General features: G+C 44.9%; 21 protein-coding genes and 1 pseudogene. 15 read left to right on the top strand and 7 right to left on the bottom strand.

Annotated elements, in window-relative coordinates:
- Window positions 1-632 precede the first annotated feature (632 nt).
- Both alaP and corA read right to left on the bottom strand, forming a co-directional pair.
- Window positions 633-2036, bottom strand: a complete 1404-nt coding sequence (gene alaP / locus NLX67_RS14460; protein WP_254312231.1) for an alanine permease AlaP — start codon at window positions 2034-2036, stop codon at window positions 633-635.
- A gap of 499 nt (window positions 2037-2535) precedes the next feature.
- Window positions 2536-3486: a magnesium/cobalt transporter CorA gene (corA, locus tag NLX67_RS14455; protein WP_254312230.1), complete on the bottom strand. Its 951-nt coding sequence runs from the start codon at window positions 3484-3486 to the stop codon at window positions 2536-2538.
- A 146-nt stretch (window positions 3487-3632) separates the two neighbouring features.
- Here corA and NLX67_RS14450 point away from each other — a divergent pair, with 146 nt between their 5' ends.
- The 5 genes from NLX67_RS14450 (at window position 3633) to NLX67_RS14430 (ending at window position 9332) form a co-directional block, all read left to right on the top strand.
- Entirely contained in the window at window positions 3633-3818 is a 186-nt protein-coding gene (locus tag NLX67_RS14450; RefSeq protein ID WP_309143139.1) for an alpha/beta fold hydrolase, read from the top strand.
- 104 nt (window positions 3819-3922) lie between these two features.
- Window positions 3923-4825 carry a catalase family peroxidase gene (locus NLX67_RS14445; protein ID WP_254312229.1) on the top strand — a complete coding sequence of 301 codons (903 nt, stop codon included), beginning with the start codon at window positions 3923-3925 and terminating at the stop codon, window positions 4823-4825.
- Window positions 4826-4926: 101 nt separating this feature from the next.
- Window positions 4927-6312, top strand: coding sequence for an N-acetylmuramoyl-L-alanine amidase (locus NLX67_RS14440; protein ID WP_254312228.1), 1386 nt, complete (start codon window positions 4927-4929; stop codon window positions 6310-6312).
- A gap of 52 nt (window positions 6313-6364) precedes the next feature.
- Complete coding sequence (locus NLX67_RS14435; protein ID WP_046180763.1) at window positions 6365-7084, top strand: MBL fold metallo-hydrolase; 720 nt, start codon at window positions 6365-6367, stop codon at window positions 7082-7084.
- A 103-nt stretch (window positions 7085-7187) separates the two neighbouring features.
- Window positions 7188-9332: a type IA DNA topoisomerase gene (locus tag NLX67_RS14430; protein WP_254312227.1), complete on the top strand. Its 2145-nt coding sequence runs from the start codon at window positions 7188-7190 to the stop codon at window positions 9330-9332.
- A gap of 63 nt (window positions 9333-9395) precedes the next feature.
- Here the strand turns inward: NLX67_RS14430 and NLX67_RS14425 are convergent, their stop codons facing one another.
- Window positions 9396-10682 (bottom strand): purine/pyrimidine permease, encoded by a 1287-nt coding sequence (locus NLX67_RS14425; protein ID WP_082091578.1) that lies wholly within the window; start codon window positions 10680-10682, stop codon window positions 9396-9398.
- A gap of 112 nt (window positions 10683-10794) precedes the next feature.
- Between NLX67_RS14425 and NLX67_RS14420 the strand changes: the two genes are divergently transcribed.
- Entirely contained in the window at window positions 10795-11994 is a 1200-nt protein-coding gene (locus NLX67_RS14420; RefSeq protein ID WP_046180765.1) for a class I SAM-dependent rRNA methyltransferase, read from the top strand.
- Window positions 11995-12043: 49 nt separating this feature from the next.
- Here the strand turns inward: NLX67_RS14420 and NLX67_RS14415 are convergent, their stop codons facing one another.
- Together NLX67_RS14415 and NLX67_RS14410 are read right to left on the bottom strand one after the other, a co-directional pair.
- Complete coding sequence (locus NLX67_RS14415) at window positions 12044-13339, bottom strand: hemolysin family protein (protein ID WP_046180766.1); 1296 nt, start codon at window positions 13337-13339, stop codon at window positions 12044-12046.
- 21 nt (window positions 13340-13360) lie between these two features.
- A complete protein-coding gene (locus NLX67_RS14410) occupies window positions 13361-13744 on the bottom strand; it encodes a MerR family transcriptional regulator (RefSeq protein ID WP_254312226.1) in 384 nt (127 codons plus the stop codon).
- A gap of 227 nt (window positions 13745-13971) precedes the next feature.
- Here NLX67_RS14410 and NLX67_RS14405 point away from each other — a divergent pair, with 227 nt between their 5' ends.
- Entirely contained in the window at window positions 13972-14694 is a 723-nt protein-coding gene (locus tag NLX67_RS14405) for a glycerophosphodiester phosphodiesterase (protein ID WP_254312225.1), read from the top strand.
- Between the two features lie 330 nt (window positions 14695-15024).
- Here NLX67_RS14405 and katA read toward each other — a convergent pair whose 3' ends face one another.
- Window positions 15025-16479, bottom strand: coding sequence for a catalase KatA (katA, locus tag NLX67_RS14400; protein WP_254312275.1), 1455 nt, complete (start codon window positions 16477-16479; stop codon window positions 15025-15027).
- Between the two features lie 221 nt (window positions 16480-16700).
- Between katA and NLX67_RS14395 the strand changes: the two genes are divergently transcribed.
- The 8 genes from NLX67_RS14395 (at window position 16701) to arsC (ending at window position 24446) form a co-directional block, all read left to right on the top strand.
- Complete coding sequence (locus NLX67_RS14395; protein WP_254312224.1) at window positions 16701-17870, top strand: glycerate kinase family protein; 1170 nt, start codon at window positions 16701-16703, stop codon at window positions 17868-17870.
- A gap of 12 nt (window positions 17871-17882) precedes the next feature.
- On the top strand, window positions 17883-19316 hold the full coding sequence (locus NLX67_RS14390; RefSeq protein WP_254312223.1) for an SLC13 family permease: 1434 nt from the start codon (window positions 17883-17885) through the stop codon (window positions 19314-19316).
- A gap of 13 nt (window positions 19317-19329) precedes the next feature.
- Window positions 19330-20007, top strand: a complete 678-nt coding sequence (locus NLX67_RS14385) for a response regulator transcription factor (protein WP_254312222.1) — start codon at window positions 19330-19332, stop codon at window positions 20005-20007.
- 4 nt (window positions 20008-20011) lie between these two features.
- A complete protein-coding gene (locus NLX67_RS14380; RefSeq protein ID WP_254312221.1) occupies window positions 20012-21361 on the top strand; it encodes a sensor histidine kinase in 1350 nt (449 codons plus the stop codon).
- A 3-nt stretch (window positions 21362-21364) separates the two neighbouring features.
- Window positions 21365-22246: a PepSY domain-containing protein gene (locus tag NLX67_RS14375; protein ID WP_254312220.1), complete on the top strand. Its 882-nt coding sequence runs from the start codon at window positions 21365-21367 to the stop codon at window positions 22244-22246.
- A 103-nt stretch (window positions 22247-22349) separates the two neighbouring features.
- Window positions 22350-22697, top strand: a complete 348-nt coding sequence (locus NLX67_RS14370; protein ID WP_254312219.1) for an ArsR/SmtB family transcription factor — start codon at window positions 22350-22352, stop codon at window positions 22695-22697.
- A 15-nt stretch (window positions 22698-22712) separates the two neighbouring features.
- A complete protein-coding gene (locus tag NLX67_RS14365; protein ID WP_254312218.1) occupies window positions 22713-24011 on the top strand; it encodes an arsenic transporter in 1299 nt (432 codons plus the stop codon).
- Window positions 24012-24026: 15 nt separating this feature from the next.
- Entirely contained in the window at window positions 24027-24446 is a 420-nt protein-coding gene (gene arsC, locus NLX67_RS14360; RefSeq protein ID WP_254312217.1) for an arsenate reductase (thioredoxin), read from the top strand.
- An 85-nt stretch (window positions 24447-24531) separates the two neighbouring features.
- Here the strand turns inward: arsC and NLX67_RS14355 are convergent.
- A pseudogene (locus tag NLX67_RS14355) lies at window positions 24532-25448 on the bottom strand (SDR family oxidoreductase).
- Between the last annotated feature and the right edge of the window lie 82 nt (window positions 25449-25530).

Genomic DNA, 25530 nt, shown 5'->3' with positions numbered 1-25530 from the left:
CGAACTAGCATAGTGACGGGAAGAATCTTTTTATGAAAAGAGCCGATAGGTGAAGCAAAATGGACTCCGCTTTCCGCGGGCCACCAGCGAGCCGCTTCGTCGCTTATGCGCCTGCAGGGTCTCGCACAGCTGGGGAGTCTGCGTCCATTTTGCTTCACTCCGTTTTTGGGAAGAGCAGCGAGCTTTCACGCCGTTTTTTGTCAGGAGTTTATTCACGAAAAACGATGGGGCATCGTACTGCCTCTTATACGTTCTGTTCTTCTAAAAGCAATGGTGGCGGGCGCGCGGCGTAGACTCCTGCGGGACTAGCGGGCCGGATGAGATCGGTGGAGGCGCAAAGCGGCGGAAACGGGCTCATCGCCTGCCCCGCGGAACGCGAAGCCGCGTGCCCGCCGCCCTATCGGCTCCTATACAAAATCATCAAAGAGACATCATTCATACACATACCGCGCACCACAGTGAACAAGAAAAAAAGAAGGATCTACAAGAATTTCTTATTTGTCTACACTCTGGATAAGATAAAGGATTTTGGCAATAAAATATTCTGTAAACAGGCGATTTCTGAAAAGAAATGACCGGCTTCAAAAGAAAGCCGGCCATTGTTTTGTTATCCTTGTGCTTTGAATGAATGATTACTGGCTGTTTTTTCGATGGAACCCTTTTGCATAGTAAACAACTGTTAAAGAGATAAGCCAGAGCGGGCCGATAAACAGCGCTATTCTAGTATCTGGACTAAATCCCATCACAACAATTACTCCTGCAAGGAAAGCAAGCGACAGGTAAGATGTATATGGGAAAAACGGGATTTTATACTTTAACTTCTTTTGCTCGTGGGGCTGCAGGCTTTTCCGGTAACGGATTTGAGAAAGCAAGATAATAGACCATGTCCAGATGGCCCCGAATGTTGCAATACTTGTTACCCAAGTAAAGACTTTGGCAGGCACCAGATAATTCAGAAGAACCCCGATCAATAAAACAGAAGCAGAAGCTAAAACCGCTTTGCCCGGGACCCCATTTCCTGTCAGTGTTTTGTAAGAAGCGGGCGCTTCTTCATGCTCTGCGAGATTAAAAAGCATCCGTCCTGTACTGAAAATACCACTGTTGCAGGAAGAAAGAGCGGCTGTCAGTACGACAAAATTGATGATTCCGGCAGCAGCAGGAATACCGATTTTTTCAAATGTCAGCACAAAAGGACTTCCCTGTGTGCCAATTTCAGTCCATGGATAAATGGACATGATGACAAATAAAGCACCCACATAAAAGATCAAAATCCGCCAAAAAACAGAGTCAATCGCTCTCGATAAAGATTTCTCCGGGTTTTTCACCTCACCGGCTGTAACCCCAATCATTTCAATGCCTAGATAAGCAAACATAACCATTTGCAGCGACAAAAGAATTCCTTCGATGCCGTTCGGGAAAAAGCCGCCGTGGTCCCATAAATTGCTAATTCCGGTTGCGACACCGCCATTTCCGATGCCAAATACAATCATCAAGACACCGATTAAGATCATAGAAAGAATGGCTACAATTTTGATAAGTGCAAACCAAAATTCTAGTTCTCCGTACGCTTTTACAGCTAGAAAATTAACTGTTGTCATAATGATGAGTGCGCTTAATGCCCAAATCCAGGCGGGAACATCAGGGAACCAAAGGCCCATATAAACGCCGACTGCTGTGATTTCCGCCATACATGTAACAACCCATAAAAACCAATAATTCCAGCCTGTTATGTAACCAGCAAGAGGCCCCAGGTAATCACGGGCATATTTGCTGAATGAACCAGCGACCGGGTTTTGAATGGCCATTTCGCCAAGTGCCCTCATAATAAAGAACATAATCATACCGCTGAATGCGTACGCGAATAAAATGCCGGGACCAGCCAGCTGAATGGCGGTAGCAGAGCCTAAAAACAGACCGACTCCGATAGCAGCCCCGAGTGACATCAGCGTAATATGTCTTTCTTCCAATCCACGGTGCAATTCCGTTTGCCCGTTTTGTTTAGGTGTTAGTTTCTTTGAGTCTAGTTGTTGTGTCATGATGTTCTTCCTTTCCTTAAAATAGAACTAAAAATGGAAATAAGTATTTTGTGCTGCTCCAAGAAATTAAAACACCTACTCATTTTAGCGTTGAGCAGTTTTGATTTGCAAGGAAAAAAGCAGTAACCTTCACTGTATTCAACGCACAGAATGGCTCTTAAATGAACATCAAAACGGCTAATGCCAGAAGGCGCTTGAATTGTTAACGCTTTCATATTCATGCTCGTGCTAATTCTAACACTAATTTGTAAAAAAAATGTTTGTAGGAAAAACAAAACTTTTTTGTGTTATTTGGGTATAAAAACAAAAAGTGAAAGAAATTTTTAAGCAGCAGGATCTGTTTTTTTACCTGATTGATGGAGGATGTAACCGGCATGTTTCGAAAAAAAGTTTTGGAAAATGGAAAAAGCATCGGTTTAAAACCCGATGCTTTTTAAAGAAGATTAATAGCGTCTGTATGAAATTGGCGTGAAGATACCGCTGTAAAGAAACCGGCTTATCAATGATCCTGTCGAAACCAGCCCTTGCGCCAGAAAAAAACAAACATCGACAATGATATGCCCGCCATAACGCCAAGGATAATAAAGTAGCCATAACTCCAGTGCAGCTCGGGCATATTATCGAAGTTCATTCCGTAAACCCCGGCGATGAACGTGAGCGGCATAAAAATCGTCGTGATCACGGTTAATGTCATCATGATGCTGTTCATCCTGTTCGAGTTAACAGACAAGTAGCTGTCCCGCATGTCTTTCGTCAATTCCCGGTTTGACTCAACAATTTCTGTCAGCATAAGCAAATGATCATAGATATCTTTAAAATACACTTTGTTTTTTTTCGTTAGTTGAATACGCTCTGAGTTAAGAACACGATACAAAAGCTCTCGCATTGGAAAAATAATTCGGCGCAGCTTCAGCAATTCTTTTCGAATATCAAATAAGTCATCTGTTTTGAGCTGATCCGCATCTTCCGCTTCAAGCTGAATTAAGCTGTCTTCGATTTGATACACACTCGGGAAAAAATAATCGACGACTTTATCGAGAAGGTGATATAAAATCTGAACCGGATTTAAGCTTTTTATTTTTTTCGCATCAAGCAGCCGTTCCCAGACCGTATCGACTTCAACGGATTTTTTGTGGTGAAATGTCACGATGAAATTGGCGCACCAAAAAATATCTATCTCTTCTGGATCGAGTGTTTTCAGGTTAACGGACTGAATGATCATGAAGCTGTGATTGTCGTAATAATCAAGCTTTGGACGTTGAATAAATTGCAGGCAGTCTTCGATCGCAAGCGGATGAAATGCAAAAAAGTCTTGCAGGATCATCGTTTCTTCATTGGTAGGCTGATCAAGATCTACCCAATACCAGAGAATGTTTCCACCGCGTAAGTCTTCAAGCGGCACATTATATAAAACGGTTTGATCGGTTGTAATTGCTGCAGTTCGAATCATGCAAAATCACCTTCTTTTTTGTTTAAAGCCATTAACAGTATACAGGAAAACGAAATGTTTGTGATGCACCTCAGGCGGGCGGACATTCAACGATTAAGTCAGCTGTTGCGCTTCGGGAAGAAGACTTACGCGGTGATTTAGATAAAGTGCTTGTGCCAACTGTCATCTTTCATAGGAAAAAAGATCAGGTCTGTCCATACGAATTCGCTGGTGAGATGAATAAAGGCATTGCAAATTCGCGGATCGTTCCGTTTGAAAACAGTGGACATGGTTCATTTTATGACGAACGGGAAACATTCAATCAAGAGCTGCTAGTGTTTTTAAAAAGTTAATATCAATTAAAGAGTTTGCAGAAAAATGGAAAGCCTTTGTTGGTCGAATTTGGATCAATGAAGGTTTTTTGGGGTATGGATGAATACGAGAAGGAGGCAATCATATGGAAAAGAATTATTCGGATTTAGCCGAAACAGCGATTGAGTCCATTGAGAAAATAGCAGGGACACACCCGGGCTATCGACGTGCGCACGCGAAAGGAAGCTATTATGAAGCTGTTTTTATACCAAATGGACAAGCAATTCCGTACACAACAGCGGCTCACTTGCAGCAAGAGTCGGTGAAAGCGATTGTCCGTTTTTCAGACAGCTCGCCAAACCCAAAAATGATTGACGGGCTGTCACCAGTGAAAGGAATGTCTGTTCAGTTCCATTTGCCAAACGAAGAGGTGACGTATTTAGTCGGTGTAACCGTGCCTGTTTTTTTAACAAAAACACCGGAAGCATTTGTCGAAATCATCCGGCTGGCGGCCCAAAAACCGGGTCCACGGGATTTAGTGAAAATGTTCATAAAGTATCCTGAAAGCAGAGCGGCATTTCGCATTATTCAGCATACGAAACCTTTTCTCAGCTACTCAACAAGCCGCTATTACCCGATTCACGCCTTTTACTTTGTGAATGGACAAGGGGGACGGCAGGCGGTCAAATATGAATGGGTACCGGATGAAACGTTTAGCTTGGGAGCTAAAAAAGAAGCAGCGATCCATGCAATGGACTACTTAGAAAAGGAGCTGAATGAGCAGCTGCCGGTTGGTTTTACACTGTACATTACACTGGGAGAAGAAGGTGATGCCGTCGAGGATTCGACAGCATCATGGCCGAAAGAACGAACAACCTTCGCCATCGGCCGTCTTGAGATAAGCGGAAGAATACAGCATCCGAATGATCAGGTTATGTTTGATCCGACCGTTGTTCCAGCTGGAATTGAATGTCCGGATGACCCTGTTTTACATGCCCGCCGCGATTTATATGCCGCTTCATTTAAACGTCGAATAAAAGGTCTGTAACACAAATGAAATACAATTGACTCGAAAAACACGTTAAAATGAAACCAACGATACCGATGTAATAGGTAAAAGCGGCATATTTTTCGAATGGAGGCAACAAAGTGAAAAAGTGGATGACTTTCGTCTTAGCATTTTGCATGGTTCTTTCCTTTTTAGGAATTCAGGGGCCAGTTCAGGCAGCAGGCTTTAACGATGTTCCGTCGCGTGCAGCAAAGGAAGTAAATTATTTAAACGAAGGAAAAATTATTTATGGTGTCACGTCCACGTCATTTGTCCCGGAAGCGACTCTCACAAGAGGGCAGGTGGCGACCTTTATTGGGCGTACATTGCAAGTGAATGGTGATCAACGTGATACGAGATTTTCAGATTTAGGAAAAGGAAATGCTGCCTCTGGCTTCGTAGAGTCTGTCGTAAGCAAAGGCATTATGTCCGGTACGTCCGACAATAAATTTCTTCCTTCTAAAGCTGTTACGCGCGGCGAAATGGCAGTTATTCTGTCAAAAGCATTCGGTTATTCCGGTAATCCTGAGCAGGCGCTCTTGAACCTTGGAATTGCAAGCGGAATGGGGGATGGTACCTTTGGTTCGGACGAAACGATTACTCGTGCTGATTTTGCAGTGTTTCTTGCTCGCGCAGTGAATCCATCTTACCGTTTGAAATCAACGACGTCTTTTAATTCGAAACTTGTCTCCACGACAAGTAACTTGAATATTCGCTCCGGTCCTTCAACAGATTATGCCACTGTTGGAAAGATTGGGGCGAATACAGCAGTAGCCGGCGCACATTCAATTGGCGGCTGGACGTATGTAAAATCCGGTTCGGTAACAGGCTTTATCAGCACCTATTATTTACGTACATCTACAGGTACCGTTACAACGCCTCCAGTAACGGAAAGCAGTGATTCAAGACTTGCCGGGCAGACGATTATTTTAGATCCGGGTCATGGCGGCAAAGACTCCGGTGCAGTGGGCAACGGCCTGAAAGAAAAAGATATTGTTTTAAAAACGGGTCTTCAAGTGAACAACTTATTAAAACAAACACCGTTTAACGTTAAAATGACACGTTCTACCGATGTTTTTATTGAATTGAAAGACCGTTCAAAATTTGCGAAAAATCAGGGCGGCGATATTTTCGTCAGCATTCACGCCAATTCGGCCTCGGCCTCGGCGACTGGTACCGAGACGTACTATTATTCGGCGGCTAATCCACACGTGGCTGACAGCAAGCTGCTTGGTGAAAAGATTCAAGCGCGTATGCTGGCCGCTTGGAACCTTCGCGACCGGGACACAAAATCCGGAAACTTATCTGTTCTTCGTGAAAACACGATGCCCGCAGCGCTTCTGGAATTGGGTTTCATCTCAAATTCGGGAGACGCCGCCAAAATGGCGTCTGATGCACAAATGAATAAAATGTCGACCGCAATTTACAATGGCATCCTTGATTACTACAAAGCAAAAGGGTACAGTGTGAACCCGTACTACAAATAAAAAATGGCCTCCATCACGTATGGGGGCTATTTTTCATCGGAAGGAGATTTTAATGGTTCGTATTCAAAAAGCAGGCCGCTTGTATCAATTATCATTCATGCCGTCCTTTTTTCCGGTTAATTGCTACATTGTTGAAGAAGAAACATCCTTAACATTGGTCGACGCAGCGCTGCCGTACAGTGTTAAAGCGATTATGAATATGGTAAGACAACTGGACAAGCCGATTGAGCATATTGTGTTAACGCATGCGCATGAGGATCATATTGGAGCCGTTGATGCGCTGAAGCAGTTTTTGCCGGACGTGCCCGTTTATTTGTCTGCACGCGATACAAGGCTGCTTGAAGGCGATTTATCAATTGATGCAGATGAACCACAAAAGCCGATCAAAGGCGGCGTACCGAAAAGAATGAAAACGCGTCCGGATGTACTATTGAAAGAAGGAGACCGCGTTGGCTCTCTTGAGGCGGTTTTCACACCAGGACATACACCGGGATCGATGTCTTTTTTTGACGCGCAGAATGGGTCTCTTATAGCTGGCGATGCATTTCAAACAAAAGGCGGTGTGGCTGTGAGTGGGACCGTTAAGCCGTTGTTTCCTTTTCCGGCACTTGCCACATGGGATAAACAGTCAGCGATTGAAAGTGCGAAACGGATTCAATCACTTCAGCCGAGACTGCTTGTTGTCGGACATGGAAACATGATTCGTGAACCTGAAAGCTTGATTCTGCAGGCGATTGGAGAAGCAGAAAGAAAGATTAATAAAAAGCAGTAGGCGAAGTCCGTTGAGGCTTTGCTTTTTTCATGTTTGCTAAATAAGCGAAGCCCCTTTATAATATATGTATCGAACGTTTGTTTTATTGATCGGAGGGGAAAATATGCAGGCGATTATTGCAGAAAAAGCATCACAGGCACAAGCGCTTGCCGCCCCTTTTCGGCACGTGAAAAAGGGTACGCATATTGAAATTGCGCCTTGCGATACATTTCGGGATGGAGCGCTGCTCGCGTGGTGCAGCGGTCATTTGTTTGAAATTGTGCCGCCGCATGAAATGGACCCGAAATTAAAGCGGTGGCATCTTGAAACGCTTCCAATGATTCCGGAAACGTTTAAATATAAAGTAATCCCATCGAAAATAAGCCGTTTTAAGGCGGTAAAAGATATTATTAAAAACCCGGGTGTAACGGAAATTATTGCTGCAGGCGATCCGGCTCGCGAGGGAGAATTGATTGTACAGCTCGTCGTCCGTATGTCCGGCATTAATAAGCCGATGCGGCGTCTTTGGGTAAGCAGCCTGACACCGAGAGCGGTTGAACAGGCTTTTTTAAATTTGCGTCCAATTGAGGAAACGATGCCGCTCTATCATGAGGCAATGGCGCGCAGCTACGCAGACTGGCTGATCGGCATGAACGCGAGCCGTGCATACACGCTGCTTATTCAATCCAAGACAAAAGGAGCGGGGCGCGACGTATACGCAGTTGGGCGTGTCCAGACGCCTACGCTGGCTCTTATCGTCAAGCGGGAACGGGAAATTCTTGATTTTGTGTCCAAGCCATTTTATGAAGTGACAGCAACTTTTAACATAGACGGAGCTGTCTACGAAGGCAAATATACGAAAGATAAAGAAACCCGGTTTAATCAAAAAGAAGACGCTGAAGTGATTCGCGAGGAATGTGTTGGGAAAGAAGCGGATGTTGTCAAAGTGAAAACCGAAAATAAACATATTCCGCCGCCCACTCTCCACAGCTTATCCACATTACAGGCGCTGGCAAATAAACGATTTAATTTTTCTCCTAAGAAAACGCTGGAAGTTACGCAGTCTTTATATGACCGGTCTTATGTAACATATCCTCGCACGGACAGCAATCATGTAAACCCGGAAGAAGCCGAAGCATTTCCGGGTATTTTAAAAAAGCTTGCTGCCCTTTCGCCATATGAAAAGTTCGCTTCTGAAACGACGCGCTCAATCATGGCGGACAAGCGCTATGTGGATGCGAAAAAAGTGAGTGACCATTATGCAATCATTCCGACGGAAAAAGTGCCGTCCCTTCATTCGTTAAGCAGCGACGAACAGAAAATCTATGACATGATCGCTCGTTCGCTGATCGCCGCCCACTATGGACCGGCTGTTTTTGCGCACTCGAGCATTCAAACGGACATTGGCCCGCACATGTTTATGACAAACGGCAAACGGCTGCTGCAGCCGGGCTGGCGCCCGGTTTTGTTTGAAGCCGAAAAAGACGACGTGCTGCTGCCGGACGTGAAAGAAGGACAGCATGGCATTGCGGAAGATGTAAAGGTTACAGAAGGGAAGACCGTTCCACCGAAACGATATACAGAAGGTGAACTGATTACCGCGATGAAAAATGTCGGGTACGCGATGGAAGATAAAGAGATCGGCAGCGTGTTGAAATCCGTATCTGGCCTAGGGGAGGAAAGCACACGTTCAAACATTATTGAGCGGTTGAAGCAGCTGGACTATATGAATATTGAGCAGCATCGGGTTGCTCCAACGGCCAAAGCGTTTATTTTAATTGACGCGGTTGAACATACGCTGCTTGCTTCGCCTGAGCTGACGGGAAGATGGGAGCAGCGCTTAAAAGAAATCGGTAAAGGAGAAGCGCAGGCGAATGTGTTTATTGAACAGTCAAAGCGGCTTGCTGAGAAAATCGTTCGGGACGCTGTGCAGCATTCTGCCGGATGGACATTTGATGCACCGTCCAAATCCACACCGCCATCCAATCAGCCGCTTGGTCCATGTCCGAAATGCGGCAGTCCGGTCGTAGAGAAAATTAAATTTTATGGCTGCTCTGCTTACCAATCATCAAAGTGTGATTTTACGCTTGGCAAAAAAATGCTTGGAAAATCAATCAGTGCAGCAAACGTGAAAAAATTGCTCGACAAAGGAAAAACAAATTTGATTAAGGGGTTCAAAGGAAAGCGTCCTTTTGACGCCTATCTTATTTGGAAGGATAAAAACGACGGTACTGTTCAATTTGAATTTAAATCGTCAAAAACAAAATAAGAAACGGTGAATAGCGGTCCTGCCTAAAAGGCAGAGACCGCTGTTTATGTACACTCAATCCAATCAGGAACGCGCACGCCAGAGAAGCCATTGTTCATACAAAAGTGCGATAACGGTGCCGGTGACGAGACCGTTCGACAACGTCACCGCAATCGCGACTGGCAGCTCCGAAACGCTGTCCGGCGGAAGAAACATAAAGCCGACGCCGGTCATGAGTCCGATCGCGGCTACTTTAAGCGAGCGCTCTAAATCACTTGTGCTGCTCAGTTCGTGAAAAGCCATTCGCACCATGCCGGTAAAAATAACGAACGTTACTGCATACGCGACAGGAGCGGGCAGTGAAGATAGCACAAGCATTGCTGCCGGAAAAAACGTGACGATGACGATCAGTGTACATCCAGCGATGAACGGCCAGATTGAGCGCATTTTCGTGGCGGAAACAAATCCGGCTGCACCAGATATCGGTACAGGACCAACAGCGGAAAACGCGCCGGCAATAAAATGATTTATACCGGCGAAAAAGCCGGCCTGTCGTATTCGATTCGGCACATTTTCTCGGAATTCCCGGTGCAGCGTTCCTTCCATCACACGTATAGACGCCATCATATTCGCAATAAGCAAAAGTGTAATAAAAAACGCCGTAATTATCATGCCGCTATCCAAAATTGGCGGACCGAATGCAAATATGTCCGGCAGTGAAAAGAGGGGAATCTCACCTGCAACTGGTAAACTGCCTTTTCCAAGCAAAACGAAAACAAGCCAGCCGGCGCAAATAGCAATTAAAACGGAATAACGCCGCAAAAGCGGACTTCGATGTCCACTGATCCAAAAGGTAAAACCAAGTGTCAGCAGGCTGCCGAAAATAACGACGCTATCCACATGGCCGTCTTCATTAGGCAGTCCCATCATCCCTTTTACAAATGTACCGCTCAGCTGCAAAACAAGGAGCAGCAAATAAACAAATGTAATCGTTGGTGTAAACAGACCCTTCATCCGGTCCATCAGTCCTGACGCGGCGAAGAGAACAAATAACACACCAGCATACAGCATTCCGCTTTGCAGCACTTGAAGTGCTGCCTCGTCATTCACATACAAAATACCGGAGAATCCGGCGTAAATAGTAAAAACGCCCCACCATAATCCAGCGGGCCCTTCATTGATTGGCAGCTTATGTCCGCATAAGCTTTGCAAAATACCCGCAATGCCGAGTACAAGCATTGTGCGCTGAATAAAGTCCGCGGTGCCCGCCGCGTCTAAATGGAAAAGCGCCGCGATGGCAACCGGTGCAGCAATGGATGAAGCAATTAAAAAAACGGCCCATTGCAATGAACCCGCTGTCATTCTCATCATTATGTTAAAATCCCTTCAATATCCTTTTTTTCTCATTGTACCATACACTTAAAAACATACCGTTTACCTCTGGATTTTGATAAGATAAAGAAAAAAACTTCTGGGGGCCGTAATGAAAACACTGATAAACGTAAAGGTGAACAAAAAAGCAGCGGCAAAGCTCCGTACTGGGTATCCGCTTATTGAAAAAGAAGCGATCGAGAACCCGAAAGTGCTGAAAGAAGAAGGCGCTATTCTCCGGATTTTAGACGATAAAAAGAATTACATTGGGACGGGCTACTACGGTGTGCAAAATAAAGGAGTCGGATGGATCGTTACACGGGAGCCGGAAGAATACATCGATGCCGCATTTTTTGCGAAAAAAATCGAAACAGCCGTCCAGCATCGAAAAGAGCTGATGAATGATCCGAATACGACCGCATTCCGGATATTCAACGGTGAAGGAGACGGTATTGGCGGCTTGATCATCGATTATTATGATGGTTTTTATGTAATTCATTGGTATAGTGAAGGCATTTATTCGTTCCGTGAGGACGTCTTAAAAGCGGTGCGTGAAAAGCTTGATTTTAAAGGGATTTATGAGAAAAAACGGTTTGATCAAAAAGGACAGTACATTGAAGACGATGATTTTGTGGAAGGAGAACGTGGCGAATTTCCAATGATCGTGAAAGAAAATGGGGTCCGATTTGCAGTAGATTTAAATGATGGAGCGATGACTGGTATTTTTCTCGACCAGCGTGAGGTGCGAAAAGCGATTCGCGAGCGGTACTCAAGCGGAGCGGGAATGCTCAATATGTTTTCCTACACGGGTGCCTTTTCAGTCTGTTCAGCGCTTGGCGGGGCGAAAAAAACGACGAGTGTTGATGTTGCCAATCGAAGCAAGCCAAAAACGATTCAGCAGTTTGAGGCCAATGATTTAGATGCGTCACAGCAAGAAATCATCGTGGATGACGTCTTTCAATATTTTAAATACGCGGCAAGAAAGGAACGGACATTTGATTTAGTTGTTGTCGATCCGCCGAGTTTTGCCAAAACGAAAAAGCGTACGTTCAGTGCAGCGAAGGACTACACGAAGCTGTTGAAAGAAACGATTGAGTTAACGAAACACAACGGAGTGATTGTCGCTTCCACAAACAGCAGCGCCGTTGATGTGAAAACATTCAAACAGTTTATTAAAACAGCCTGTAAAGAAAAAGGTGTCGCGTATGATATTTTGGAACAATACGCGCTGCCGGATGATTTCCGGACGATTGCTGCTTTCCCTGAAGGCAATTACCTGAAAGTCTTTTTCGTGAAGGTTATGAAAAAATGAAAACCAGCTTCCGAATTCGGAAGCTGGTTTTCATTTTTTAATCTTCTGTTTATACTCGGCGCGCTTCAATGCGGCCAATCTGTTCATCATCGTATTCGATGACGGCAAAAAGCCAGCCGCCTATTTCGATCGGATCGTGAATCGTGATGTCGAAATTGTTAGTCATAAACCAGCCGCCGATTGTATCGACGTCTTCCTCAGGCAAATGAACGCCAATCAGGTCATTCACTTCAGAAATGAGCACCCGGGAATCAAATGTGTAATGATCATCGGACATTTTTTGAATTTCTTTTACTTCATCTTCGTCAAACTCATCCCGAATGTCGCCGACGATTTCCTCTAAAATGTCTTCAATTGTTACCAAACCGGATGTGCCGCCGTATTCATCCACGAGAACCGCAATTTGTGTACGTTCTTTTTGCATTTTTAAAAGTAAATCGTGAATGGGAATCGTTTCAATGACCCGAATAACAGGACGTGTTAATTCCTTAACAGTAAGTGCCTCTGGATTTAACCCACTGTATGCTTTCGTCATCATTTCTTTAATATGTACAGCACCGGCGATATTGTCTTTATTGCCGTCAATGACCGGGTAGCGCGTATACTGTTCTTCCTGCATAAGGGGAAGGCTTTCGGCAAGCGTCGCATGGTAATCAAGCGTGACCATGCTCGTACGCGGCACCATAATTTCTTTCGCGATTCGCTCGTCAAATTTGAAAATCCGGTTGACGTAGCTGTACTCAGACTGATTGATTTCACCGCTTTCATAGCTTTCCGATAAAATGAGGCGCAGTTCTTCTTCTGAGTGGGAAGAGTCGTGCTCTGAAGCCGGCTTTATACCGAAAAGGCCCACTAAAAGACGAGCCGATCCGTTCAAGACAAAAATAAAAGGGTACATAATTCGGTAAAACCAAATAATCGGTTTGGCAAACAAAAGTGTCACTGCTTCTGCTTTTTGAATGGCGACGGTTTTTGGCGCCAGTTCACCGACGACTACGTGTAAAAATGTGACAGACGCAAACGCGATAATAAACGCAAGAATGTGAGATGTTGATTCGCTTAAATCCAAACGTGTAAACAATGGGCCTAACAATCGTTCAACAGTTGGTTCTCCAAGCCAGCCAAGGCCGAGTGCGGTAATAGTAATACCAAGCTGGCAGGCGGATAAATATTCATCCAGGTGGCTCGTGACGTGCTTGGCTGCTTGTGCACCCGGTTTCCCTTGTTCTACAAGCTGATCAATTCTTGTACTTCTAACTTTGACGACAGCGAACTCGGTCGCGACGAAAAAGCCGGTTAATGCGATTAGTAATGCAACTAAAAATAAGTTTAATATGTCTTCCAATTGATTTGGTTCCTCCAGTAATTAAGAAAATAAATGAAGAATTGACTGAAGCATTGCCAGCTTTTCATGGCTGATTTCCAGCTTGATTGCGGCCTGATCAAGGTCTGTTTTCTTCAATAAATGTAATACTTCGTCTAATTCCTTTTGAATGGTCTCCATTTTTTTGCCGATTAATTCCGCACTGTCTGTCTGCAGGGGCGTGGCACCGAGTTCGGCTTTAATCTCTTCAAGCGCCAGACCTTCCGTTTTTTTCTGCTCGATCAGCGCTATTTTTTCCAGATCAGCTTTTCCATAAAATCGATAGCCGGAAGCGGAACGTTCTGGTTCCAGTAAACCTATGTTCGTGTAATGGTCAACGGTTCGTTTGGATACACCGGCCAATTCAGCAAATTCGCCGATTTTCACCTTCCCAATTGCATTGTTAACCCCTCCAAACTGTCACGTGATGGTTTTATTATTGTAACTGATTTTGAGAGAAACAAAAAGGAAAACGACTTCATTAAGAAACCTTTACCCCGCTATTTTCTGAATTTCATTTGGATGAATCAGAGGAGAATATCAAGTGAAAGTGGCGTTTCTTCGCCTTTCTGACATAAGATAAGAGGGACGATGTTAGTAAAGGAGAGATTTACATGAATCAGCAGCCGGTCATTTTTGCTCACCGCGGCGCAAGTGGAACGCATCCGGAAAATACGATGACGGCCTTTCAAGCAGCCGTAGAAAAAGGAGCGGACGGCATTGAGCTTGACGTGCAATTGACAAGCGATGGGGAAATGGTCGTTATTCATGATGAAACGGTAAACCGGACAACAGATGGAAAAGGTGCGATTGAACAGATGACAGCAGAAGAAGTAGCATCACTTGATGCAGGAAGCTGGTTCCACGAAAAATTTGCAGGGGAAAAAATCCCGACGCTGGATGAATTTTTTGCATGGGCATCGGGCAACAGCCTGCAAATCAATGTGGAATTAAAAACAAATAAAGTGCCCTATCATGGGATTGAAAAAAAAGTGCTGGATTTGATTGAGCACTATAACATGCGGGGAAGAGTCATTATTTCCTCTTTTAACTTTGACAGCATCAAACGGGTCGTTGAACTTGATCCGTATATTGCGGTGGCCGGGCTCGTTTGGAAAATGCGGCGTGATGTGCTGGATAAAGCGAAAGATCTTGGGCTGACGGCGCTTCATACGCAGGTCTCATTTGCGCTCAGTGAATACGGGAAAGAAGCGATAGACAGCGGGATGCTCCTTCGCCTTTATACGATTAATGAAGTGAAGGAATGGAACCGGATTAACGAAAGCGGTGTACCGATTGAGGCGATAATTACTGATTTTCCAGAACGGTTTCGTTAACGTTTTGACCGGTTAATGGTTGTCAGTTTATTGCCGCATCCGCACAATGTGCTATGTTTAAGTTTTTTCATGGGAGTTTGGCAATTCGGGCAAATTAATTTGTTTTTCATCTGTTTTCGCTCCTTATGTTAAAAATGAAAGAGGTATCCGGCGATCGCGCAGGATACCTCTTTTTTATTTGCACAAAATAAATAGGATATAATTTTGGACATTGTCCAGCTCCAGGCGCCGTCGGCTCGAGATCATAAGCCAATCCCTTCTGGAGGCAAAAAACGCCTCCGCCAGTCCTCGTCTTATGCTTGTCGCCGATTAACGGGCGCCTTACGCTTTTTACTCAGCAGGTACAGCGAGGCCAAGTCCTTCGGCAACGCGTGCTCCATATTCTGGATCCGCTTTGTGGAAGTGGCTGATCTGGCGAAGCTTAATATCAGCGCGTTCAACCGGCTTCATTGCGCCGACAATGTTATTCACAAGGCGCGTACGCTCGTCTTCTGAAAGCAGACGGTAAAGGTCGCCGGCTTGTGTGTAATGATCATCATGGCTGTAAGCATGTGTGCCGGCTTGTCCATGAATATCAAATGGCGTTACGTTTGTTTCTGGTGTTTCAGTTGGTCCATCAAAGCTGTTTGGCTCGTAGTAAACCGACTTGCCGCCGTTTCCGTCAAAGCGCATTTGTCCATCGCGCTGGTGGTTGTTTACTGGCGCTTTTGGCGCATTGATTGGCAGTGCGTTATGGTTCGCACCGACGCGGTAACGAGCCGCATCAGAATATGCAAACAAACGGCCTTGAAGCATTTTGTCCGGTGATGCCTCGACACCAGGAACGAATGCACCTGGTGAGAACGTAGCCTGCTCTACTTCCGCAAAGTAGTTTTCAGGGTTACGGTCCAGCACCATTTTACCAACTTCGATTAATGGATAATCTTTTTGAGACCAAACTTTTGTGACATCAAACGGATCCCATTTGTATGTGTCTGCGTCTTCCACTGGCATAATCTGAACATGAAGCGTCCATGAAGGGAAATCGCCATTCTCAATTGCGTTAAATAAATCTTCTGTATGATAATCAGGATTCTCACCTGCTAGTTTTGCAGCTAAGTCTACGTCAAGGTTTTTAACGCCTTGGTCTGTTTTAAAGTGGTATTTCACCCAAACGGCTTGTCCTTGCTCATTGACCCATTTAAATGTGTGGCTTCCGAAGCCGTGCTGATGGCGAAGTGTTGCTGGAATGCCGCGATCAGACATCAAAATCGTTACTTGATGAAGGGATTCAGGTGACAATGACCAGAAATCCCAAACCGCTGTTGGGTTCTTTAAGTGAGTTTGCGGATCGCGTTTTTGTGTATGAATGAAGTCAGGGAATTTAATCGCGTCGCGAATAAAAAACACAGGTGTGTTATTTCCGACCAAATCATAGTTTCCTTCTTCTGTATAGAACTTCACTGCGAAGCCGCGCGGGTCACGTACTGTGTCCGCAGAACCAAGCTCGCCTGCTACAGTTGAAAAACGGATAAACATCGGTGTGCGTTTTCCTGCTTCTGACAAGAAGTCCGCTTTAGTATATTTTGAGATTTCACTGTTTGTTACTTCCAGATAGCCGTGTGCGCCGGCACCTTTCGCATGAACAACGCGCTCAGGTACACGTTCCCGGTTAAAATGCGCCAATTTTTCAAGCAAATGAACGTCTTGAATTAATGTTGGTCCGCGTTGTCCGGCTGTTTGTGAGTTTTGGTTATCGCCAACAGGAGCACCCCAGCTAGTCGTCAAACGATTGTTTTTTTCGATCACATGAATCACCTCATCAGTTAATGTCTTGCTTATATTGTAATGATAACATTTCTCAAACGAAAGTCAATATTTATTTATAATAATTATTAATAAAAATATTTTCTGATTTAATATTTTTATCAAACTACTTTTCTCATTAAATCTTAATGATTTTCTTAGAAAGCATTAGGAATTGTTGGCTATTGTAATCGTAACGAAGAAAACGAGGAGGAAATACGATGAAGGTAGTTATGATTCCATCAGGATTTAAAGAGTGTATGGATGCGGATGAAGTAGCTGTAGCAATGGAAGCAGGGGCAAAGCGATTTGATCCGTGCATTCAAACGGAGCTCGTGCCGATGATTGATGGCGGGGAGGGTTTTGCGAAAGCGATAGTGGCCATTAAGAACGGTGAATTAATTCATAAAAGGATAACTGATCCGACCGGAAAACAGATTGTCAGCCATTACGGAGTTTATGTAGAAGAAAATGAACAAATCGCCGTTATTGAAATGGCCGCGGCTGCCGGGCTAAAGCTTGTACCGAGAAATGCGCGCAATCCGCTGAAAACAACGACATACGGTGTTGGAGAGCTTATTCGGGACGCGCTTTGTCTCGGAGTGGATCGAATTATGATCGGATGCGGGGATTCAGGAACGTCCGATGGCGGAGCAGGCATGGCGCAGGCGCTCGGAGTCCGTTTTTTAAATAAACAACGTGAAGTCGTTCATGTGGCTGGGGGAGAAGATTTGCTTCACGTTCATTCTATCGACCTGTCTATGGTGGATCCCCGTCTGAAAGATACCCCAATTGATGTAGCGTGCAACTGGACGAACGTTTTATGCGGAGAAAAAGGGGTTGCACGTGTGTTTGGACCGCAAAAAGGGGCATCTCCCGAACAAGTACAGCTGTTAAGTGATGCATTTGATCATTACACAAAGCTAATTGAGAATACAGTGGGCATCCAAGTAGGCCATATGCCGGGGAGTGGTGCGTCCGGGGGGCTCGGGGCGGCACTTCTTGCTTTTACACCCGCAATTCTGTATCCGCGCTTTGACTTGATTAGGGACTTTATTCAAATAGAGGAAAAAATCGCAGGCGCAGACCTTGTGATTACAGCGGAAGGGAGCATCGACTTTCAAACTCCGCAAGGCAAAATTCCATGTGAAGTCGCCCGTGTTGCAAAAAAATACGGCATTCCGGTCATTGTCATTACGGGCACGATTGGCCGTGGAGCCGAGCTCAATTACGAAGCGGGAATTGATGCGTATATAAGCATTATTCAAAAGCCGTCAACACTTGAAAAAGCAATTTTTAAAGCACCGCAATGGATTGAAGAAAGTGTGGATTGTATATTACGCCAAGTGTCGATCGGCATGAAAATTGGCGTTAAGCAAACCGGTACATAAGGAGGAGAAAGCATGATGCAGCGATCCGCCCTGCGCGCAAAGCGCAAGCCATGGCTGATGGAACAGCTTGATATGTGCTCAACAAGGGCGCTGTCCATCTTGGCTTTAATTGTTTTATACGCGTTAATTATTACATTTATTGATTCGCTTACGTACAGCGGAAAAATAGCGTTATTTGCCTTTTTGTCCGCGATGACCCTATGGGTAGCGACAAAGATACCGGCAGGATTGGTGGCTACTGGCATTCTCGTTTTTGTTATTTTAATGAAAGCGTCAACTCCTGAGCTGCTGTATGCATCCTTATCGGAAGAAGTGGTCTGGCTGATGATCGGTTCTTTTATGATTGGTGAAGCGGTTAAACGGTCGGGGCTGGCAGAGCGATTTAGCAGGATGGTGCTTCGCAGCGGACGTTCTGTTTTGAGCCGCTTCACATCGATTTTATTGCTGTCCGCTTTTTTTATTCCATCCACATCCGGCCGTGCCGCTTTATCAATGCCTATGATGAAGCAGATTCGTTTCTCGTTTTCCCAAAAGGAAAATGAGGCGTTAGCGATAATGGCACCGGTTATTATTTTAATGAGCACATCGGCTGCATTGATAGGTGCCGGTTCGCATGTTATTGGGGTAGGATTATTAGAAACAGCAGTTGGTGAAACCATTTCATTCGTTCAATGGCTTGTATGGAGTGTCCCATTTACAGTGACTATTACATTCCTGTCCTTTTATATGATGAAATGGCGGTTATGGCCCAAAAAAGAGGCACATGAAGAAAAAATATCAATAGAAGAAACAGGATCTGAACCGCTTTCGGAAAAAGAGAAAAAAACAGCCTGGCTGGTTGGCATCATTGTGGCTGCTTGGATGACCGAAAGCCTTCATGGATACGAACTGGGTTTTACCACTATTGTCGGCGCTCTGTTATTTATGCTGCCGCGCTATGGTGTTATGACATGGAAGCAGGGTGTCCAATCAGTATCGTGGAATTTGATTTTATTTGTCGCAGCGGCTGCCGCTTTAGGCACGTTGCTTGTGACCTCAGGAGTCGTAGAGTGGCTGGACCGGGAAATAATGGGGATTTTAGGCGTATTTACACAAATGCCGGAATGGCTTATCGTAATAGTGATTTTACTCGTGACAACAACGAGTCATCTATACATCACATCACACACGACGCGTGCGATCGTGTTTATTCCGAGTCTCATTTTGTTTGGACAAGCGATTGATGGCGATGTATCCAGTATTGTGTTTTTAAGTTTAATTGGCATGAATTATTGTGTGACGTTTCCGGTAAGCTCTAAGGCGCTGCTGCTTTTTTATGAAGAAGGAGACCTTTCTTATGAAGCAAAAGATTTATTGAAAATGAGCTTGTATTTGCTGCCGCTTTACATCGCGGTCATGCTGCTATTTTACTTTACGTATTGGAGCTGGACGGGTCTGTCAATTTGAATGGAGTGAAAAAATGAGCGGTCATATTTTAATCGTAGAAGATGATGAACAAATTGCGCGTGTCATTCAGCTGGAGCTTGAATACGAAGGGTTTCAGACAAGTACAGCTTACAACGGTCGTGACGCCTTGGCTATCGTTGAGCAAGAAGCGATAGACCTTGTCTTGCTGGACGTTATGATTCCAGAGTTGAATGGCATGGAAGTGCTCCGTCGCATTCGATCGATCAATGACGCATTAATTATTATTATGCTGACAGCACGCAATTCGGTTTTTGATAAAGTAAGTGGTCTTGATGCTGGAGCAAATGATTATATGACTAAGCCATTTGAAATTGAGGAACTGCTGGCGAGAATCCGCTCACATTTGCGGTTTCATGTGAAACAAGCAGAAGAAAATGTGCTGTCTGTCCGGCATGTAACCATTTATCCAAATACGCGTGAAGTATTTGCAAATGACAAAGCTGTCGAGTTAACGCCGCGTGAATATGATTTGCTGCTTTATTTAGCTCTCAATAAAAATCATGCGCTTGAACGCGCCCAAATTTTGAATGAGGTATGGGGGTATGACTATTTTGGCGACACAAATGTGGTCGATGTCTACATCCGCTATCTTCGCAAAAAGCTGCATCACACAGAAAACGAACCGTTTATTCAAACCGTTCGCAGCGTCGGCTACATGATAAAGGATTGAGCAGATGAAACTCGGTACACGCATACAGCTGTCGATTACAGGGCTTATTGTATTGCTTTTGCTGACCGCAAACACTGCTATTTATTTGCTGTTTGAAAGCCGCAGCATTTCATCAGAGCAGGACCGGCTGATTGGCATTGCTGAAACGGTGATTGAAAAACTGAATTCACGTGAAGACCAGACCACCGAGCAGGTGCTTCAAACGTACTTAATCAGCAACGGACTCATTCGCATTGTGCTTGAAGACGGCACGCCGGTTGATCAGGTGTCAACCGACAATGATTTTTTCTTTATTCAAACAGCGTTTAAAGATGATCAATTCGAGCAGGTGATCACATTTCGTGACGCCCGTTTTGCTCTCGTATCTGTACCGGTCATTGGCGATGACGGAGCGGTTATCAATTTGCAGATCGTCGAAAATATCGACCGTCTCTATGAAACAATCGACGATTTGAGATGGGTGCTGATCGTGACGTCTATTGTTTTGGCATTCATATTGTTTTTAGTAAGCTGGTTTCTCAGCAAGTGGATTTCACGGCCGATTCAAGAGCTGACGTACACGATGAAAACGATTGAAGAAAATGAATCATACGAACGAATTGATGTGAAAAGAGAAACAAAGGATGAGCTGGCAATTTTAGCGTCAACGTTTAACCGGATGATTGATCGGCTTGAAGCAAGCTACATAAAGCAGGAGCAATTTGTTTCGGATGCTTCTCATGAGCTGAAAACGCCCCTCACCGTTATTTTCAGCTATGTAAAGCTTCTCCGGCGATGGGGAACAACCCGGCCGGACGTGATGGAAGAAGCGCTGTCAGCAATTGAATCGGAGTCAGGTCGAATGCGTTATTTAACGGAGCAGCTTTTGCAGTTAGCGGTGTCGGAAGAGCTGATTGAAAACGAACGGGGAAAAATGAACATTTCACCGCTTGTTAAACAGACGATAAAACGGCTTCGAGTCATGTATGAAAATGACATTCAGTATACCATTCAACGGTCGGTCATCATGGCGGATGTGCATGAACAAAGCTTCGTACAATTGCTTGTGATCTTGCTTGATAATGCGAGGAAATACAGCGACGACGTAATTCACGTGTCACTCGCTCAGGATAATGAGATCATTCAGCTTCAAGTAAAGGACTACGGCATTGGCATTCCGAAAGAAGCGCAGCCATATATATTTGACCGGCTGTACCGGGTAGATAAAGTAAGAGGCAGAAAAACGGGTGGCTCCGGGCTTGGGTTGTCAATCGCGAAACGCATTGCCGAGCAGCACGGCGGCATGATTAAGATGAGCAGCACGGAACAGGAAGGGTCTGTCTTTACTGTGCTTTTGCCCAAATCGGAGGCGTAAAGAATGAAGATGAAGTTATTTTTGACTGCGTTTATTTTTATTGGTCTTGTTGTTGTTTTATATAAAGGATATATCGTCGAACGTCCGGCAGCGGTGTCGGAAGCAGAAGCGGAATCGCTCGCCGTATCAACCTATGACGGTGAAGTCCAGTCGATCGAATGGAACAAAGACAGGCAGGCATATGAAATTGTGCTTGAAAATGATAAAGGTACATACGCGTTGTCTGTTGACGGACAGTCGAAAAAAGTCAGCAATGTAAAGCTGCTTGAGAAGAGCCAAACCACATTGACACTTGAAGAAGCAAGAGAACAAATTAGGGGGGATTCAAATGGTATAGTTACATCAATCAGTGATATAACGGGTGATGGAGAACCGAGAGCTGAAGCGATTGTGGATAAAAATGGAACGAACTACCGGTTTGTCTTCAATTTGGAAACAGGAGAAACAGTCTCATCTGATGAAATCAAAGTCGCGGACGCGATGACGGTCCCCCAGGAAGCAAAACCATTTGTTGTTTCAGAACTAACTGCGAAAGAGGCTGCCGCTCGTGAAGTGGATGGAAATGTCACCAGGATTGAAACGGTTGAAACAAACTCAGGCGATCATTACAAAGTGACAGTGGAAAATGATGATGGAGGCGCTCACGTATATGTCCAGGCTGCTACCGCAAAAGTGTCGTCTATTTCGCGATTTAACCATGTAAAAAAGGAAGCGCCTGTTGAACCAGAATCAAAACCCGTTAATGCTCCATCAGCCCCGGCTGCTGCGCCAAAAGCAGAACCAGATCCGGAACCAGCCCCAGTCTCCAAACCATCCGCTCCAGTACAGGATGACGAGGATGATCAGGACGACGGGGACGATGCTCAAGACGATGATGATGATTGATTTCATGAAAAACCCATTCAGTTATTTTGAATGGGCTTTTCATATTCGTAATTGCTTATATAAGCACATTATTATATGATGATTCGAGACAGGAGGAATGATCATGAACGCCGATAAACAATTGGATATTCAAAAAACAGCGCACGTATTGAAATTGCTGGGCGACAAAACCCGCTTGACAATGATGAAGCTGCTTCAGTCACATGAGTGCTGCGTCTGTGAGTTTACGGCACTATTTGATATGACCCAGCCCGCCATCAGCCAGCATTTACGTAAAATGAAGGATGCGGGCATCGTCCAGGAAACACGCCGGGGCCAGTGGATTTTTTATTCGCTGAATCCGCATAGCGAATACGCGCAGCTTATTGAGAATTTATTGAATCACCTGCCGGATCAACAGGAACGGTTTGTAGAGCTGGAAGCGCAGGGACGGCGCATTTCCTGCGAATAGAAAGGAGAAAGAAATTTGTTTTCAGTTATCGCAGCATCTCTTATTTTTTTGGTGACACTCCTATTTGTCATCTGGCAGCCGAGAAATTTGTCGATCGGCTGGTCAGCCTGCATCGGAGCAGCCATTGCTTTGATTGTGGGCGTTGTTGATTTTGGCGATGTCATCGATGTGACATCTATTGTATGGAACGCCACGTTAACGTTTGTCGCCCTTATATTAATTTCGCTTATTTTAGACGAAATCGGCTTTTTTGAATGGGCAGCCCTACATATGGCGAGAGCCGCCGGCGGGAATGGTGTCAAAATGTTTGTATACGTCATTCTGCTTGGTGCAGTTGTCGCGGCACTTTTCGCCAATGACGGTGCGGCGCTTATTTTAACGCCAATCGTTTTGGCGATGGTGCGGAATTTGCAATTTGAAGAAAAAATGGTTTTCCCGTTTATTATGGCAAGCGGATTTATCGCCGATACGACGTCGCTGCCGCTCGTTGTCAGCAACCTCGTCAACATTGTGTCAGCGGATTTCTTCGGCATCGGTTTTGTTGAATATGCATCGCGGATGATTGTTCCAAACTTTTTCTCATTAGGGGCAAGCATCCTTGTGCTGTACTTGTTTTTCCGTAAAAGCATTCCGAAAAACTACAGTTTGTCTGACTTGAAGGAACCAACAGCCGCCATTAAGGACATTAAAATGTTTCACTTGTCCTGGTACGTGCTTGGCGTGCTTCTTGTCGGCTATTTTGTGAGCGAACCGCTTGGGATTCCGGTTTCGATTATTGCCGGCGTCGTGGCGATTTTCTTTTTGGTGATAGCAAGAAAAAGTCCGGCTGTTCACACGAAATCCGTCGTTAAGGGCGCACCGTGGGCTATTGTCTTTTTCTCCATTGGCATGTATGTCGTCGTATATGGGCTGCGTAATGCGGGCTTAACAACGATTTTGTCGGATGTGATTCAAGCAACGGCAGATCAAGGGTTATTTGCCGCCACAATTGGCATGGGCTTTATCGCCGCGATTTTATCATCGGTGATGAACAACATGCCGACTGTCATGATCGATGCGCTGGCAATTGCCGATACGAATACGACCGGGACGATTCGCGAAGCGCTTATTTACGCGAATGTGATCGGTTCGGATTTAGGGCCGAAAATCACCCCAATTGGTTCTCTTGCCACGCTTTTATGGCTGCACGTATTAAGCTTAAAAGGGGTGAAAATCTCGTGGGGCACATATTTTAAAACAGGCATTATTTTAACTATCCCGACGCTGTTTATCACACTTGTCGGTTTGTATATATGGCTGCACATTATTTCATAAAAGGAGACGATTTACATGTCAAAGAAAACAATATACTTTTTATGCACTGGAAACTCATGCCGGAGCCAGATGGCGGAAGGCTGGGCGAAAAAACATTTGGGCGATGAATGGGTGGTGAAAAGCGCAGGTATTGAAGCGCACGGATTAAATCCAAATGCCGTAAAAGCAATGAATGAAGTCAGTATCGACATCTCAAATCAAACATCGGATATTATCGATTCGGACATTTTAAATAACGCAACGCTTGCTGTGACATTATGCGGCGACGCAGCAGACAAATGCCCGGTGACACCCCCTTCTGTCCGACGCGAGCATTGGGGCTTTGACGATCCGGCCAAAGCGCAGGGAACGGAAGAAGAAAAATGGGCTGTGTTCCAGCGTGTTCGCGATGAAATTGGCGAACGGATTGAACGCTTTGCCAAAACAGGAGAATAATTGGATTAAAGCCGTGAGACATACTCACGGCTTTTACTCTGCATACCGTAAAACTCATTTTGCCTTGTAAAAGGAATCTTGCTAATCAAGAAGATGTCCACTCTCCTTCATTTACATGAAGCGTCTGTCCAGTGACGAAACGTGAGTCGTCAGAAGCGAGGTAGACGTAGGTGGGGGCCAGTTCAAACGGCTGCCCTTGACGCTCCATCGGGTTTTCGACAAGTGGCACTTGGTCTGCTGAAAAGCTGGCGGGAATAAGCGGCGTCCATACTCGTCCAGGAGCAGCTGCATTCACACGGATGCCCTTGCTGATAGGTTGTTGGCTAATGCGCGTGTAAACCCAATATTTGCTCCTTTTGTAGCTGTGTAGTCAATCAATTCTTTATGTCCAATAAACGTGACAACGGAGGATGTGTTAATGATCGAACTACCTTCCTCTAAGTATGGAAGGGCGGCCCGGGTTGTGTAGAAGTGGGAATAAATGTTCACTTTAAAGGTGTCATCAAATTGTTCATCCGTAATATCAAGCAGGCTTAGCTGCTGAAACTGGATCTCGACGTGGTTACATAGAATATCAAGTTTTCCGAATTTTTGAATGACTTTTTCTACAATGTCGGTGCATTGCTGTTTCTTTCTTACATCACCCGGTAACAATAAACAACGTTGTCCCAATGCTTCAATTCTTGTCTTTGTTCGTTCCGCATCTTCATGCTCATCTAAATAAGAAATCGCAATATGGGCCCCTTCCTTTGCAAAAGCGATCGCGACCGCCGCGCCAATCCCACTGTCTCCCCCTGTGATAAGCGCAACCTTTCCTTTTAGTTTTTCACTTCCTTTATAATTTGGATTTTCAATGATAGGCTGGGGAACCATCAATTTTTCTAAGCCTGGCTGACGAAGCTGGCGCTGTTCGGGTACGGTAAGTGAAACGTCTTGATATTGTGTTATTTTTCCGTAATTAGGGTAAAGAGGATATGTCTGATGGTGTTGTTTCTTGTTCATCTCTTTTTTATTACTTGAAATGGTAATCCCCTCCTCACCATACATAAGAGCTAACATCACTTTATGTCTGATGGATGTCTGC

Source organism: Domibacillus sp. A3M-37 (assembly GCF_024213455.1).
Lineage (GTDB): Bacteria > Bacillota > Bacilli > Bacillales > Domibacillaceae > Domibacillus > Domibacillus tundrae.
This window is presented reverse-complemented; position numbering and strand designations above follow the sequence as displayed.